We start from the raw sequence: 14,159 nt of genomic DNA on the forward strand, positions 1-14,159 counted from the left end.
TCACCCATATCGCGCATCTTTTTGCCGGATTCAGTCAATGAGTGTACCCATCCGGTCGCGCAGATGCGCGAGCGCCTTCATGACCAGCTTCTCGACAGCGCTTTTCGTGATGCCCAGTTCAGCGGCAATCTGCGTGTGCGTCAGACCATCGAACTTGTGCATCAGGAGCACCTGTTTCTGGCGCGGCGGCAGCTCGGCGATGGCTTCCTGCAGGCGCACGAGGCGCTGGCGGTAGTCGGTGATCTGCTCCGGCGAGGCGCTGTCATCCACGGCAGCGGCCAGTTCCTCGCTGGGCGCGTAGCCCACCGCAGAGCGCTGCCCGCGCAGCCGGTCGGTTGCAACATTGTTCGCCATGCGGAAGAGATAGGACCGCGGATTGCGGATGTCGCTCTCGGCGGGAATCGCTTCAAGCCGCAGATAGGTATCCTGCATCACATCCTGCGGATCGAGATCACGGCCGAAGCGGCGCGAGAGATGGCGCGACAGCTCCGTGTAACTGGACACGAAGCAGTCAAGCATACTCTTCTTCTTGTCTTCGGCCATGCAGGAACCAATCGGGGCAGGAACCAGTCAGGAGCTTCGCCGCTCACGCACAGGCCCGAACGGACAGAAATCTCTCACGGCAGCATGCGGGATGAAGCCCGACGCCGCCGTGTCCCGTCTTTAGCAAAAGTCTACTTTAAAAATCCAGTTTTATAAGCAGCTGCATGGGGACTGTTGAACAGACCTGCGGGGAAAGTCCGCATGACGGGTGTTTCAGCCCCTTCAGCCATCTTTCCGCTGCGTTTCTGCCCCCTGCCCTGCGGCCTGCAGGATCCGCGCGCGCAGCCAGCGCAGGGCCGGGTCCCTGTCGCGGCTCTTGTGCCAGATCTGAACGTAGGGCACGGGCGGCAGCGGAATGGGCGCCGGCAGAATGATCAGATGATCGTCCAGAACAAGGTCCCGCAGGCTGCCTCTGGCGACCGTGAGAATGAGGTCCGTACCCGCGATCAGCTCCGGTGCGACGCCCCAGTGCGGCAGCACCAGCGCCAGCCGGCGGGTGTGGCCGGAACGGGCCAGCGTTTCGTCCACCTCGTTGATGGTGTCATCACGCATGGCGACCATGGCATGAGGCCGCGAGAAATATGCCGCAGCATCTAACGGCTTTCCCTCCAGCGTCCGCCGGTCCAGCAGGCAGGCATAGTCATCGTTGATGATCAGCTCCGACCTGACCTGCGGCGGCAGAACGGGAAACACCCCGAGCCCGAGATCCAGATCACCATCGCAGACACCAGCCGCCATGGCTTCACGGCTGAACTGGCTGATCGCAAGATCGATGCCCGGCGCATGCTGCCGCAGATCGCGCACCAGATGCGGCAGCAGCATGGCCCCGCCATAATCCGACATGGACAGGCGGAACCGGTGGCGGGTGCCTTGCGGGTCGAAACCCTGCGGCCCCAGCACGCCGCGCACCCCGGCCAGCGCATCGGCCAGCGGCTGGGCGATTTCCAGCGCCCGGATGGTCGGAACAAGGCCGCCACCCTGGCGCACCAGCAGCGGATCCCCCAGCAGCTCCCGCAACCGCGCAAGGGCGTGGCTGACGGCGGGCTGGCTCATGTTCAGCCGGGCGGCGGCGCGCGAAACATGGCGCTCCGTCAGAAGCGCATCCAGCACCACCAGAAGATTGAGATCAACCGACCTCAGATTATGCAGCTGATGCATGTCTATCCGCCTGATACGAATTTCACATTCGCAAGGACTATATCTAAACCGGGGCCGAAGTTCATCAGAAAGGACAGTCCGATGCAGTTTCCAGCCCCCTTCACCCTTCTTGGCGCCGCCCTTCTGGCAGGGGCAGTCGTCCCCTTCCAGGCCGGAGCCAATGCCGCGATGGGCCGGGCCCTCGGCCATCCGCTCTGGGCTACGGTGGTTTCCCTTGGTGTGAGCATGCTCTGCGTCATTCCGGTGATGCTGGCCATGAAGGTTCCGTTCCCCAGCCTTGGCAACCTTGCCGGACAGCCCAAATGGATCTGGACCGGCGGCCTTGCCGGGGTCATCTACATCACGGCCGCAATTCTGGTTGCACCGAAACTTGGGGCCGCCGGTTTCATGACCGCCGTGATTGCCGGGCAGCTCGCCGCCTCGCTTCTGGTCGATGCCTATGGTCTCATGGGCTTCAGCGCCCGCGATATTTCGCCCTCGCGTCTCATCGGCATCCTGCTCGTGGTGGCCGGAGTTGCGCTGATACAGGGCGCCGCTTTCCTGAAGGTCTCGCCTGTATCCGGCAGCGGAAGCTGACACAGAAGAGCGGCCGCAATCACCGGGTACTCACCTGAAGCTTAGTATGAACGCGTTCAATAAAAATTCAGTCAACACGGTTTTCCGATTGACCGCCTACCGGCCCAACTGTAAACGCGTTTAATGAACTAATTCATTAAACGCGATCAGGTAACATCATGCCAAGACCCGCAATGACTGATGAAGAGCTTGCAGCCGTTCAGGCCCGCATTCTGGCTGAAACCGCACGCATCGTTGCTGCCGAGGGCTATGCCGCCCTGTCCATGCGCAAGCTGGCCGAAGGCCTCAACCTGACGGCAGGAGCGCTCTACCGCTACTTCCCGACGAAGCAGCATCTGATGATCGCCTATTGCTCCAGTGCAATCGAGACGCTGAACGAGCGGACCTTTGCCATTCATGGCATGGACCTTCCGTCGGTCGAAATCCTGCGCAAACTGATCATGGCCTATTCAGAATTTGCCCTGGAAGATACCGACAGGTTCCGGCTCATGTTCCTTGATCTGGAGATGAGCCACCAGATGGAAATCGCCTTTGCTGACGATAAGCTGACCGGCTACGAGTTGCTGAAAGCACGGATGGCGATCGCAATGGAGGAGGGAGCCATCCGCCGCATGGATCCGGGCCATGCAACCCATCTCCTTTGGAGTGCGGTGCATGGTGCCGTCGTGCTGCTGCTCAACGTGAAGGACCTGGATCTTGGCGATCCGTGCAGCCTGATCCGTGATGCAGCCGAGATGGCCCTGCGCGGCCTTGCCCCGGACAGCGCAGGTGCCGAAACCCGCGAGACACGGGCAGCCTGACGCCATCAGGGCCTGACTGCGGCACTGCGGTCAGATCTTGTAGTACTCACGGTACCATTTCACGAATTTTGCCACGCCTTCGCGCACGCCCGTGCGGGGGCGGTAGCCGGTGAGCGTCTGCAACAGGCTGGCATCGGCCCAGGTGGCGGGCACATCACCTGCCTGCATCGGCATCAGCTTGCGCTCCGCCGTGCGGCCGGTCGCCTCCTCAATGGCGGCGATGAACTCGGTCAGCTGCACGCTTTCCGAATTGCCGATGTTGACGACGCGCCAGGGAGCGACTGGCGACAGGCTGTCGCCTTCCGGTACGGCTGCGCCCTCTTCGGGTCTCAAGGGAGCTGCATCGACCAGGAGGCGGATGCCCTCCACCAGATCCTCCACATAGGTGAAGTCCCGGCTCATGTCGCCGTAGTTATAGACCTCGATCGGATTGCCTTCGAGGATCGACTTGGTGAACTTGAACAGCGCCATGTCCGGGCGCCCCCAGGGGCCATAGACCGTGAAGAAACGGAACATGGTGATGGGCGTGCCATAGAGATGGGCATAGGAATGGGCCATCACCTCGCAGGCCTTTTTCGTAGCCGCATAGAATGACATCTGGTGATCGGCCTTCACCGTCTCCTGAAACGGCATGTCCGTGTTGGCGCCATAGGCCGAAGAGGTGGAGGCAATCAGCAGGTGCTGCGGCGGAAAGGCTCTCGCGGCTTCCAGCATCTCGAATGTGCCGGCAATGTTGCTGTCGAGATAGGAGCGCGGCGCCTCGATGGAGTAACGCACACCCGCCTGGGCGGCCAGATGCACGACAACATCCGGGCGGTTGGCCTCGAACAGCGAGCGCACCAGGTCCCCATCCTCGACGCGGCCTGTGACGGCGGTGAAGTGCTCGTTCTGCAGCAGCATCTGGTGACGGCGCTCCTTGAGCCGCACGTCGTAGTAATCCGTCATGGCATCGAGGCCGATAACGCGGAACCCCTCTTCCAGCAGCCGGGTGCAGAGAAAATATCCGATGAAGCCGGCCGAACCCGTCACGAGCGCAGTACGCATGATTGAAACCCTTTGAAGAAAAAGCTGAAAGCAGCAGCAAAATATGCAGCGCCGGAGCCGTCATAGCATCCGGACAGCCCAGAGCCAAGGATTAGCACCGCCGGACCGGCCAGTCCAAAAGCAGAAAGCGCCAGCCTTGCAGCCAGCGCTTTCCGTAGTGTTCAATTCCCTTGCCCGGTCAGGCGACGGCGCGGGCCAGCGCGCAGCGCGACCACAGGGCATTCAGCGCGCCGACCAGATGGTCGATATCGGCATCCGAATGGAACGGCGTCGGCGTGATGCGCAGCCGCTCGGTGCCCTTCGGCACGGTCGGGTAATTGATCGGCTGGACATAGATGCCGTAGTTGTCGAGCAGGATGTCCGAGATCCACTTGCACTTGGACGCATTGCCCACCATCACCGGAACGATGTGGCTGGGATTGTCCATATGCGGGATGCCGCGGCGGTCCAGCAGGCTGCGCAGACGGGCCACGCGGTCCTGATGCGCCTCACGCTCGGCCGTGCTCTGCTTCAGATGACGGATCGAAGCCGTGGCGCCAGCGGCCAGTGACGGCGGCAGCGCGGTGGTGAAGATGAAGCCCGAAGCGAAGGAGCGCACGAAGTCGCAGAGCTGGCGCGAGCCGGTGATATAACCACCCATCACGCCAAAGGCCTTGCCAAGCGTGCCTTCGATCACCGTCAGACGGTCCATCAGACCTTCGCGCTCGGCAATGCCGCCGCCGCGCGGGCCGTAGAGACCGACCGCATGCACCTCATCCAGATAGGTCATCGCGCCATAGCGTTCGGCCACGTCGCAGATTTCCTTGATGGGGGCGATGTCGCCGTCCATCGAATAGACGCTCTCGAAGGCAACGAGCTTGGGAGCCGCCGGATCATCGGCGGCAAGCTTGCGCTCCAGATCTTCCGGGCTGTTGTGCTTCCACACGCGCTTTTCGGCGCGGCTGTGGCGGATGCCCTCGATCATCGAGGCATGGTTCAGCGCATCGGAATAAACGATGCAGCCGGGGATCTTCGAGGCCAGCGTGCCGAGGGCTGCCCAGTTGGACACATAGCCCGAGGTGAAGATGAGCGCCGATTCCTTGCCATGCAGATCCGCGAGCTCATGCTCAAGCTGGACATGGTAGTGGTTGGTGCCCGAGATGTTGCGTGTGCCGCCAGCGCCCGCGCCGCAGCTGTCGATCGCATCCTTCATGGCGGCAACCACATCCGGATGCTGGCCCATGCCAAGATAATCGTTGGAGCACCACACGGTCACTTCGTGGGTGGAGCCATCTTCGCGGAAACGGGTCGCCTTGGGAAACTCGCCTGAATGACGCTTCAGATCAGCGAATACGCGATAGTTGCCGTCCTCCCGCAAGCCGTCCAGCGCCTGCGCAAAGAAGCTCTCGAAGTCCATGGCGTATTCCCTCTTCTTCTCAAGCAGACGCATTCCACGTCCGCCATTGGCGTCCTGCAAGCCCTTGTGTCCGGAGCCGGTCATCATCTGGCCAGCCCTCCCAGGCGGATCTGATAAGGGGAAGTTGCCCCGCCCCACTCACGCGTCCTGTGATCCGAAGCCTGACAGCCTCGAGACCTTGCACCATGTAGCGCAAGGTAGCGCCCTAACACATAGTTTAAAATGCCGCAGGCTGTCATTATTCTAATTCCGGGTTACAGAATTCTTTTTAGGAGAAGAGCCCGGCCGGTCAACTCTGAGACACCTGCCCCGCCGCCCTCTCTTCCGGCGATTGTTCCGGAACCTTAGCCTCCCGCCCGCGTTAACACTTTGATCTGGGACAAGCCGGGCATCACGGCAAGTTGATGCTCACGTCTTTTCCCGGCCAGAAATAACAGCACCGCTGAAAACAGGAGCAAAATCAAGGAACTGAGCCAGACCGGAAGCATGAAGCCCCGGCTGCAGCCAATCAGGAAAGATCAGAAACCACGTCATTTTGTGATTCGGATAACATCTATCTTAAGGGAAATGGCGTAATAATGGCTGCATCACAGCAACCGGATGAGCAAGGCACCTGTCAAAAAGACGAGGTGTACTTCAGACCTTAAAAAAACCGGTGCCGTGATCTGTGTTCAGACGTGACTGTCATGCCGAGGGAGGCAAAAATGACGCATCGTCTCATGAAGAAAGCCATCATTCCGGCAGTTGCCATCATGCTTTCTGCCGCCCCGCTCGCGCTTGCCGCCCCCAAGTCGGAACGGCATCTGCTGCCCGAGGATAACCTCTCCGTCACGCTCGCCAGCCTTGGCGCCGGGCCTGCGGCCGGTGAGGACACGTCCATCTGGGTTGGACCGGTCGACATTCAGGGCCGCAAGGTCATCTGGGTCGAACTGATCGACTCCGAGGGCGAAGTCATCTACGCGTCAGAAGTCGCGCAGAACGAAACCCATCTCCTTCCCGATGGCCGCGCCATCGTCGTGAGCCCGCTCAATGCGCCGGAAGGCACGCTTGCCGTGGCCAAGGACGAATCGCGTGTCCCTTCGGAAACCGGCCAGATGATCACCCGCCGCGTGGTGGATGATGAGGAAGGCAAGACTGCCGTCGAGCTGGTCCAGACCCCGCCGCAGCAGCCGTCCATTCTGCTGCAGCTGGCAAAGGCCGGCGAATCCGTGTGGCACGGCATCGTTGCCTTCTTCCAGGGCGCAGCCGACTCGGTCCGCGTTGCCTGGAACTGGATCGTGGATACGGTTGCCGTCTGAGCTGACAGAGTCTGTGGCCCTGCCGGATCCTCTCCGGCAGGCAGCATGATCAGAACAGCGGCGGCTTGGGCCGCGGGGCGGGCACGGTGCCCATTGCGCCCTCAGCTTGTTCGCCGGTGCCTGCCGCGCCGCCGCCGAGTGTGTCTGCGCCCTCTTCCACCACAGTGACCGGGGGACCGGAATAGCCGGCCGGAGGCGGCACGGTGGAGGTCTGGCGGCAGTCGGTCAGCCACACGTCATAGACAGCATGCTCAACGCCATGCAGACCCGGGCTTGCGGCAAACATCCAGCCGGAAAAGATCCGCTGGATCTCGTTGTTCAGCGTCACTTCATCCACCTGCACGAAGGCCGTGGTCAGTGGATTTTCGGTCTGCGGCCGGGTGTGACAGACGCGCGGCGTCACCTGAAGCGCGCCGAACTGCACCGTCTCGCCGATATAGACATCAAAAGACGTGATGCGGCCGGTGATCTTGTCGAGCCCGGAGAAGACAGCCACCGGGTTCTCGATGACATCCGCGCGGGCGGGCACAGCGGCAAGGGCGCAGACAAGGGCGCCAGCAAGGGCTGTGCCGAAGACCGGCCTGCTCTTCATCCTGTTGATTTGCCGCATGATTGTCCCTGGCAAGTCCCTGAGTTTGGCGGGCGTAACACCCGATTGCGGCTGCCGGAAGGCAAGCCCTTGCGCGGCAACGGTTTCAGCCGCCGCGCAAGACTGTTTATCAGCCCAGCGACGCCAGACGGCTGACGGCCGTCTGCACCTGCGTCTTGCGGGCGGAAAGCTCGGCCAGCTTCTCGCGCTCGCCCTCGACAACCTCTTCCTTTGCCTTCTCGACAAAGGCCGGGTTGGAGAGCTTCTTCTCGATGCGGCCGATCTCGTCCTCGAGCTTGCCGAGCTCCTTGGCAAGACGCGCCTTTTCGGCCCCCAGATCAATCACACCGGCCAGCGGCAGGCAGACCGTGGCATCGCCGACGATGATCTGAGCGGCGCCCTTCGGCAGCTCGTCTGCCAGCGTCAGGCTTTCGGCGCGGGCAAGGCGCAGGATGGCGGCCTCGTGGGTCTTCACCCTCGCAACCGTCACATCGCCTGCACCGACCATCACCACCGGGATCTGCGCACCAGCCGGAACGTTCATTTCCGAGCGCACGGAGCGGACTTCGGAGATGAGGCCGACGAGCCAGTTGATCTCTTCAGCCGCCGCCGCATCGGCCAGCGCGGGAGCCGGCCAGCGGGTCAGCATCAGGATCTGGTCCGGTGCGCCGGTTTCCTCGCCGAGACGCGCCCACAGCTCTTCGGTCAGGAAGGGCATGAAGGGGTGGAGGATCTTCAGGATCTCGTCCAGCGTCCAGGCTGCGGTCGCGCGGATTTCCGCCTTGGCGGCTTCATCCGTGCCGTTGAACACGGGCTTGGCCAGCTCCAGGAACCAGTCGCAATAGGTGTTCCAGACGAAACGGTACACGCCATTGGCCGCATCGTTGAAGCGGTAGGCCTCCAGCGCCTCGCGCACTTCCTCGGCGCAGCGGCCGACTTCCGTGGCGATCCAGCGGTTGAGCGTATGGGTGGCGCGTGCCGGATCGAACCCGGCGACGCGCTTGCAGCCGTTCATCTCGGCAAAGCGGGCCGCATTCCACAGCTTGGTGGCAAAGTTGCGGTAGCCGCCGACACGGCTGGTGGCCAGCTTGATGTCACGGCCCTGCGCTGCCATGGCCGCCAGCGTGAAGCGCAGCGCATCGGCGCCGAACTCGTCGATCAGCTGCAGCGGGTCGATGACATTGCCCTTGGACTTCGACATCTTCTGCCCCTTCTCGTCACGGACGAGGGCATGGATGTAGACGGTCTCGAAAGGCTCGGTCTTCATGAAGTGCAGCGACATCATCATCATGCGGGCGACCCAGAAGAAGATGATGTCGAAGCCGGTGATCAGCACTGACGTCGGGAAGTAGCGGGCCAGTTCCGGCGTCTTGTCCGGCCAGCCGAGCGTCGAGAATGGCCACAGCGCAGACGAGAACCAGGTGTCGAGCACGTCCTCGTCGCGGTAGAGCAGAACGCTCTCCCCTGCCCCGGCTTCCCAGGCGGCCAGCGCCTGTTCCATGGCCGCCATTTCAACAGGCTTGCCATAGTGGGCCGCGGCCGCCTTCAGCGCTTCGGCTTCCGTCTTCTCGACGAAGATCTTGCCATCGGGACCATACCAGGCCGGGATCTGATGACCCCACCACAGCTGGCGCGAAATGCACCAGGGCTGGATGTTCTCCATCCACTCGTAATAGGTCTTGTCCCAGTTGGACGGCACGAACTTGGTGCGGCCCTCGCGGACGGAGGCAATCGCAGGCTTGGCCAGCGTCGCGGCATCCACATACCACTGATCGGTCAGCATCGGCTCGATCGGTACGCCGCCACGGTCGCCATGCGGCACCATGTGGGTGTGATCCTCGATGCGGTCCAGAAGCCCCTGCTCTTCCATCTGCGCGACAAGCGCCTTGCGCACGGCAAAACGGTCCTGCCCGTGGAAGGCGGCAACAGTCGCATCCAGCATTCCGGACGCCGGAACGCCGGCAAGGAACTCGGCATTCTCGGAAAGAATGACGCGTGCCTCGCGGTCGAGAACCGAAATCATCGGCAGGTCGTGGCGCTTGCCGACCTCGAAATCGTTGAAGTCATGCGCCGGGGTGATCTTGACCGCGCCGGACCCGGCGGTGGGATCGGCATAGTCATCACCCACGATCGGCACGCGGCGGCCGACCAGCGGCAGGATGATGTGCTTGCCGATCAGGTCCTTGTAGCGCGGATCTTCCGGGTTCACGGCAACGGCGGTGTCGCCCAGCATGGTTTCCGGACGGGTGGTGGCCACAACGATGTAATCGCGGGTCTCATATTCCGTCGCATTGCCTTCGTCATCGAAGGCCACCGGATGCTGATAGGTGGCACCGCCTTCCAGCGGATAGCGGAAGTGCCAGAGATTGCCTTTGATCTCCTGCTGCACGACTTCCAGGTCGGAAATCGCGGTCAGCAGCTTCGGGTCCCAGTTGACGAGGCGCTTGTCCTTGTAGATCAGGCCGTCGCGGAAGAGCGACACGAAGACTTCCAGAACGGCAGCCGACAGGCCCTCATCCATGGTGAAGCGCTCGCGGTCCCAGTCACAGGATGCGCCAAGGCGCTTCAGCTGGTTGAAGATCATGCCGCCGGATTCGCCCTTCCAGCTCCAGACGCGCTCGATGAAGGCGTCACGGCCCATGTCGCGGCGCGACGGCTCCTTGCGCTCGGCCAGCTGGCGCTCCACCACCATCTGGGTGGCAATGCCTGCGTGATCCATGCCCGGCTGCCACAGCACGTCCTTGCCGCGCATGCGCTCGAAGCGGATGAGGATGTCCTGCAGCGTGTTGTTGAGCGCATGGCCCATGTGCAGAGAGCCCGTCACGTTCGGCGGCGGGATCACGATCGTATAGGACGGGGCGCCATCGGCGGCACCGGCACCGGCGCGCGAGGCTCCGGCCTTTTCCCACATTTCGGTGATCCGCGGCTCGACGGCCGCTGCGTCATAGGTCTTGTCAAGCATGAGGGCTTCTCGGGACTTTCCGTTATCTGGGCCTGTGTAAATCGGATGGCGGGCAGCGAGTCAACATCCTGAGCGGAATGGGGCCTGAAGAGAGGCAGAAATGGCAACGCCGCCCGCAGGCGGCGTTCCGGTCATGCATGGCACATAACAAGCCGCCGCAGATCAGCGCTTGCGTACCACGCGTTCGATTTCCTGGCGAACGAGACGTTCCACCATGACAGGCAGGTTCTGATCCAGCCAGCTCTTCAACATCGGGCGCAGCATCTCCTTCACCAGATCCTCCAGCGTGCGGGCATTGGCCGACAGGATGGTGCTGGACAGGTTCTCGAAAGCGGCACTGACGGCTGCTCCCGCCATGTCCGAGACAAGCGGCGTCTCCTCGTCCAGCGGATCGAGATTGTCCATGGAAACGGGCGAAAGGCCTTCGGCAGCAGACGAGCGGGCCGGCTGCGGCGCGAGCCTTGGTGCCGGAGCAGGCTGATCCCCGTCTTCCATGAAAGCGATGTCACCGGCGTCATCGTCCATCGTATCGGGCATGCCCTCAACCATGGCGAAGGGGTCGTCTTCCTCTTCTTCCTCGACGGCCAGTTCCTCGGTCAGCTCCAGAACATCTTCATCGGCAAGGTCTTCGTCGGCTTCGAAGGCCGCGATGTCATCATCGATGGCAGCATCGCCGTCATCATCATCATCATCGCCCGCCATGTCGAACAGCTTGTCCAGGTCATCCTGCGACATGCCGGCTTCTTCTTCCTCGGGCATTTCATTGACTTGCGGCATTTCGGCTACGAGCTCCGGGGCTGCTGGTGCAGTCTTCTTGGCGGCAGGGGCTTCCTCGTCGGAAATGATCCGGCGAATGGAGGCGAGAATTTCCTCCATCGAGGGTTCCTGTGCCTGACTGGCCTTCGACATGAGTTCCCCCAGAACTGGTTACAAACGCACTGGACCGAAGTTCCAAAAGTTACGATTCGGTTAAGGATATTATGCTGAGTCGCCTGTCAACATCATAGGTCACCAGTTCAGCACAGCCAGCTTATCCCCTTTTAATAGGAAAAACTTGCCGGGTTGACCAGCCTTCTCAATGGAAAACGCGCCCCGGAAGGGCGCGTTCTCTGAATTCCTGGCGATTTAGCAAATCAGTTTCGAATCATCAGCGGCCGTCTGGCGTGTGCATGCCAAACCACTTGTCGCGAACCTTGCTGTAGTGTTCGGTGGGCTCGTAGCGGGCCACCTGCAGGTTCAGGAATTCCGCATCAAGACGGCCCATGGCGGACAGCAGCTGATAGGCGCTGACGATGCGGTTACGCTGCGCGGTCACCAGATTTGAGCGCTGCGTGATCAGCTCGCGCTGGGAATCGAGCACGTCGAGCGTGGTGCGCTGACCGACGCGCTGCTCCTCGATGACGCCCTGCAGGGCGAGCTGCTGCGCTTCCACGGCAGCCTGAGCCGCAGTGATCGAAGCCTCGGCCGCCTGATAATCGCCCCAGGCAGTGATCACGTTGGCACGGATCTGATTGCGCAGAACGTCCAGCTGGATTTCGGCCTGGCCGAGTTCTTCCTTGGCCTGACGCACGCGGGAAGACAGGGCGCCCCCCTGATAGAGCGGAACGGAGACGCGGCCAAGGACGGAGGCGGAATTGACGGTGCTGACCGACTGGGACGGCTTCCAGTCGCGGCCGATGGAGCCTTCCAGCGTGACGGTGGGCAGCTGCTCGCCTTCAATCGTCTTCACATTGAAAGCTGCCGCATCAACCTGATGCTGCGCCTGGCGCAGAAGCGGCTGATACTCTTCGCCCAAGCGGATCGCTTCTTCGACTGAACGCGGCATCAGCCTGCCGACCGGGGTCGAGGCCGAAAGGTTGCGGGCCTCGATGCCCACGACCTGCTCATAGACGGCGCGGCTGGCATTCAGGTTTGCGATGGCCGAGTTGAGGTTGGCCTGAGCTTCCGCGTGACGCGCTTCCGCCTGGGACACATCGGTGCGGGTGCCCTCACCCACCTCGAACTGATCCTTGGACGCGCGCACCTGCTCACGCAGGAACTCAACCGAGCTGCGCTGCAGGGCAACGAGCGCCGTGTCGCGGATCACATTCACATAGGCCTGTGCTGCGGACAGCAGCACATCCTGCTCGGTCGCGTTCAGGCTTTCGCGCTGTGCACGGACGAGAGCTTCGGCCTGCTTGGTCGAGTTCACCGTCCGGAAACCGCGGAACAGGGCCTGCTGAATCGACAGCGACATGGACGCATTGTTGCGGATGTTGTCGGGGCCAATTCCAGTAGAGGTACGGGTCGAGCCAACGGAGGCATTGGCCGTAATTGTCGGACGCCAGTTGGCCAGAGCTTGAGGCACACGCTCATCCGTTGCCCGCAGGGTCGCGCGGGCTGCGTTCAAGGTCGGATTGTTGGCATATGCCAGCGCCAGTGCCTCGGAAATGCTCTCAGCCTGAGCCGTGGAAGAAAGCGCGAAGGCATTGAGACCAAGCAAAGCAGCAGAAAGGGTTATACGAAAACGCACTGAAAACGCCCCTTGTATGTACGGGCCCCCACCCGTGCTGTCATTTGGCGGGGAGTATACCCAGCTGCAACGCCCTGCCTACCCCTCACCGAAAATTAAGAATCTGTTTCTGTCCGGCTGAGGCAGCGTTGCAACAGGTAACGCCATACGTAAAGCGCCCGAAAACTGCAGATTTTCAGCAGCTTCCGGGCGCGAGACTTGAACGGCGTTCAGATATGTGTGTTCTCAGAAGACGAATTCGGGGGCCTTACCGAAGCCGGGCAGAGTATGCGCGCTGGCGTTGAAGCCAAAGCGGGCACCAATCACCGACCCGGAGTTCTGATAGACACGGGCAAGGCCGGCCCCGCCACGCCCTTCGATGGCCACGAGCCGCCCGCCTTCCTTCAGCTGGCTGGCCAGTTGCTCCGGAATGAAGTCAACGGCGCCATCCAGAAGGATCACGTCATAAGGGCCTTCCGAAGCGCAGCCCTCAGCGAGCTTGCCTTCCACGACGGCGGCATTCTCAATGCCCAGGCTGACGAGGGTCTGGCTGGCGCGGGCCGCAAGCCCGGCATCCTCTTCCACCTGGACAACCGTTCCGGCGATCCCTGCGAGCACAGCGGTGCTGTAGCCGGACGCTCCGCCAACAACGAGCACAACGTCATCCGCTTTCACTTCGGCAAGCTGGATCAGTTTGCCAAGCACATGCGGCTTCAGGAGATAGCGCGGTGCCCCTGTGTCGGACACGAGCGTGTCTTCATCGATATAGGCAACCGGCTTCTTTGAACCTGCCACGAACAGCTCACGCGGGACGGATTCCATCGCGTCGAGGATCCGCAGATCCGTGACATCATTGGTTCTGAGCTGGTTATCCACCATTCGCGTGCGGGATTGCGCGTAGTCACCCATCGCGTGCCTCTTTCGATTTCTGGCGAAAGCCTCTCCAACTTTCTTGCCTGATCCATTACCGGGCGCAGGCAGGCGTGACAAGGGGCAGATCGGCGCAGCCCCCTGCCTTCTCGAGACATTCAAACCAGCCTCTTCTGCATGGGGCCGGGGCCATGATGCGCCTCACCCTGCGTTCTCCGCCGATTGCAGCCCTGCCCGCCGGCACAGATGCAACTGATCAAGGAAGGGAAAACGCAAAGAGGCCGCTTGACAGGAAAGAGGCGGTAGTCGAAAAGACGCGCCAAGGCCTCGTGGCGGAGTGGTTACGCAGCGGATTGCAAATCCGTCCACCCCGGTTCGATTCCGGGCGAGGCCTCCATCCCCCTTTACACCTCATAAAAGACAGTCAGGTTA

General features: G+C 61.9%; 13 protein-coding genes and 1 tRNA gene. 4 read left to right on the plus strand and 10 right to left on the minus strand.

Annotated elements, in window-relative coordinates; all coding sequences use genetic code 11:
- Window positions 1-30: 30 nt before the first annotated feature.
- On the minus strand, window positions 31-519 hold the full coding sequence (locus tag AC0CMF_RS06000) for an RNA polymerase sigma factor (RefSeq protein ID WP_472481215.1): 489 nt from the start codon (window positions 517-519) through the stop codon (window positions 31-33).
- 246 nt (window positions 520-765) lie between these two features.
- Window positions 766-1,701, minus strand: a complete 936-nt coding sequence (locus AC0CMF_RS06005) for a LysR substrate-binding domain-containing protein (RefSeq protein WP_082206113.1) — start codon at window positions 1,699-1,701, stop codon at window positions 766-768.
- An 81-nt stretch (window positions 1,702-1,782) separates the two neighbouring features.
- Between AC0CMF_RS06005 and AC0CMF_RS06010 the strand changes: the two genes are divergently transcribed.
- Both AC0CMF_RS06010 and AC0CMF_RS06015 read left to right on the plus strand, forming a co-directional pair.
- Window positions 1,783-2,277 carry a DMT family transporter gene (locus tag AC0CMF_RS06010; protein ID WP_058900170.1) on the plus strand — a complete coding sequence of 165 codons (495 nt, stop codon included), beginning with the start codon at window positions 1,783-1,785 and terminating at the stop codon, window positions 2,275-2,277.
- Window positions 2,278-2,450: 173 nt separating this feature from the next.
- The gene (locus AC0CMF_RS06015) at window positions 2,451-3,077 is read left to right on the plus strand and encodes a TetR/AcrR family transcriptional regulator (RefSeq protein WP_050474690.1); all 627 of its coding nucleotides are present in this window, start codon (window positions 2,451-2,453) and stop codon (window positions 3,075-3,077) included.
- 30 nt (window positions 3,078-3,107) lie between these two features.
- On the opposite strand, the gene AC0CMF_RS06020 is transcribed toward AC0CMF_RS06015, so the two are convergent.
- The 3 genes from AC0CMF_RS06020 to AC0CMF_RS06030 form a co-directional block, all read right to left on the minus strand.
- Window positions 3,108-4,121: an SDR family NAD(P)-dependent oxidoreductase gene (locus AC0CMF_RS06020; protein WP_374629310.1), complete on the minus strand. Its 1,014-nt coding sequence runs from the start codon at window positions 4,119-4,121 to the stop codon at window positions 3,108-3,110.
- Window positions 4,122-4,299: 178 nt separating this feature from the next.
- Complete coding sequence (gene hemA, locus AC0CMF_RS06025) at window positions 4,300-5,517, minus strand: 5-aminolevulinate synthase (protein WP_374629337.1); 1,218 nt, start codon at window positions 5,515-5,517, stop codon at window positions 4,300-4,302.
- Between the two features lie 408 nt (window positions 5,518-5,925).
- Window positions 5,926-6,051, minus strand: coding sequence for a hypothetical protein (locus tag AC0CMF_RS06030; protein ID WP_374629311.1), 126 nt, complete (start codon window positions 6,049-6,051; stop codon window positions 5,926-5,928).
- Window positions 6,052-6,221: 170 nt separating this feature from the next.
- Between AC0CMF_RS06030 and AC0CMF_RS06035 the strand changes: the two genes are divergently transcribed.
- Entirely contained in the window at window positions 6,222-6,815 is a 594-nt protein-coding gene (locus AC0CMF_RS06035) for a hypothetical protein (RefSeq protein WP_208977387.1), read from the plus strand.
- Between the two features lie 49 nt (window positions 6,816-6,864).
- Here the strand turns inward: AC0CMF_RS06035 and AC0CMF_RS06040 are convergent, their stop codons facing one another.
- From AC0CMF_RS06040 to AC0CMF_RS06060, 5 genes are all read right to left on the minus strand, one after another.
- On the minus strand, window positions 6,865-7,407 hold the full coding sequence (locus tag AC0CMF_RS06040) for a DUF2155 domain-containing protein (protein ID WP_374629313.1): 543 nt from the start codon (window positions 7,405-7,407) through the stop codon (window positions 6,865-6,867).
- A 127-nt stretch (window positions 7,408-7,534) separates the two neighbouring features.
- Window positions 7,535-10,366, minus strand: coding sequence for a valine--tRNA ligase (locus tag AC0CMF_RS06045; protein WP_374629315.1), 2,832 nt, complete (start codon window positions 10,364-10,366; stop codon window positions 7,535-7,537).
- 162 nt (window positions 10,367-10,528) lie between these two features.
- Window positions 10,529-11,275, minus strand: a complete 747-nt coding sequence (locus AC0CMF_RS06050; protein ID WP_374629317.1) for a PopZ family protein — start codon at window positions 11,273-11,275, stop codon at window positions 10,529-10,531.
- Between the two features lie 238 nt (window positions 11,276-11,513).
- Entirely contained in the window at window positions 11,514-12,878 is a 1,365-nt protein-coding gene (locus AC0CMF_RS06055; protein WP_472481220.1) for a TolC family outer membrane protein, read from the minus strand.
- A 225-nt stretch (window positions 12,879-13,103) separates the two neighbouring features.
- Complete coding sequence (locus AC0CMF_RS06060; RefSeq protein ID WP_050474685.1) at window positions 13,104-13,766, minus strand: protein-L-isoaspartate O-methyltransferase family protein; 663 nt, start codon at window positions 13,764-13,766, stop codon at window positions 13,104-13,106.
- 284 nt (window positions 13,767-14,050) lie between these two features.
- Between AC0CMF_RS06060 and AC0CMF_RS06065 the strand changes: the two genes are divergently transcribed.
- A tRNA-Cys gene (locus tag AC0CMF_RS06065) sits at window positions 14,051-14,124 on the plus strand.
- The last annotated feature ends 35 nt before the right edge of the window (window positions 14,125-14,159 follow it).

The organism is Pannonibacter sp. CBAS1226 (assembly GCF_055685825.1).

What these genes read in the sequence shown, in the direction of transcription:
- AC0CMF_RS06000 (WP_472481215.1), bottom strand. Translation starts at nt 519, where the DNA reads ATGCTTGACTGCTTCGTGTCCAGTTACACGGAGCTGTCGCGCCATCTC.
- AC0CMF_RS06005 (WP_082206113.1), bottom strand. Translation starts at nt 1,701, where the DNA reads ATGCATCAGCTGCATAATCTGAGGTCGGTTGATCTCAATCTTCTGGTG.
- AC0CMF_RS06010 (WP_058900170.1), top strand. Translation starts at nt 1,783, where the DNA reads ATGCAGTTTCCAGCCCCCTTCACCCTTCTTGGCGCCGCCCTTCTGGCA.
- AC0CMF_RS06015 (WP_050474690.1), top strand. Translation starts at nt 2,451, where the DNA reads ATGACTGATGAAGAGCTTGCAGCCGTTCAGGCCCGCATTCTGGCTGAA.
- AC0CMF_RS06020 (WP_374629310.1), bottom strand. Translation starts at nt 4,121, where the DNA reads ATGCGTACTGCGCTCGTGACGGGTTCGGCCGGCTTCATCGGATATTTT.
- hemA (WP_374629337.1), bottom strand. Translation starts at nt 5,517, where the DNA reads ATGGACTTCGAGAGCTTCTTTGCGCAGGCGCTGGACGGCTTGCGGGAG.
- AC0CMF_RS06030 (WP_374629311.1), bottom strand. Translation starts at nt 6,051, where the DNA reads ATGACGTGGTTTCTGATCTTTCCTGATTGGCTGCAGCCGGGGCTTCAT.
- AC0CMF_RS06035 (WP_208977387.1), top strand. Translation starts at nt 6,222, where the DNA reads ATGACGCATCGTCTCATGAAGAAAGCCATCATTCCGGCAGTTGCCATC.
- AC0CMF_RS06040 (WP_374629313.1), bottom strand. Translation starts at nt 7,407, where the DNA reads ATGAAGAGCAGGCCGGTCTTCGGCACAGCCCTTGCTGGCGCCCTTGTC.
- AC0CMF_RS06045 (WP_374629315.1), bottom strand. Translation starts at nt 10,366, where the DNA reads ATGCTTGACAAGACCTATGACGCAGCGGCCGTCGAGCCGCGGATCACC.
- AC0CMF_RS06050 (WP_374629317.1), bottom strand. Translation starts at nt 11,275, where the DNA reads ATGTCGAAGGCCAGTCAGGCACAGGAACCCTCGATGGAGGAAATTCTC.
- AC0CMF_RS06060 (WP_050474685.1), bottom strand. Translation starts at nt 13,766, where the DNA reads ATGGGTGACTACGCGCAATCCCGCACGCGAATGGTGGATAACCAGCTC.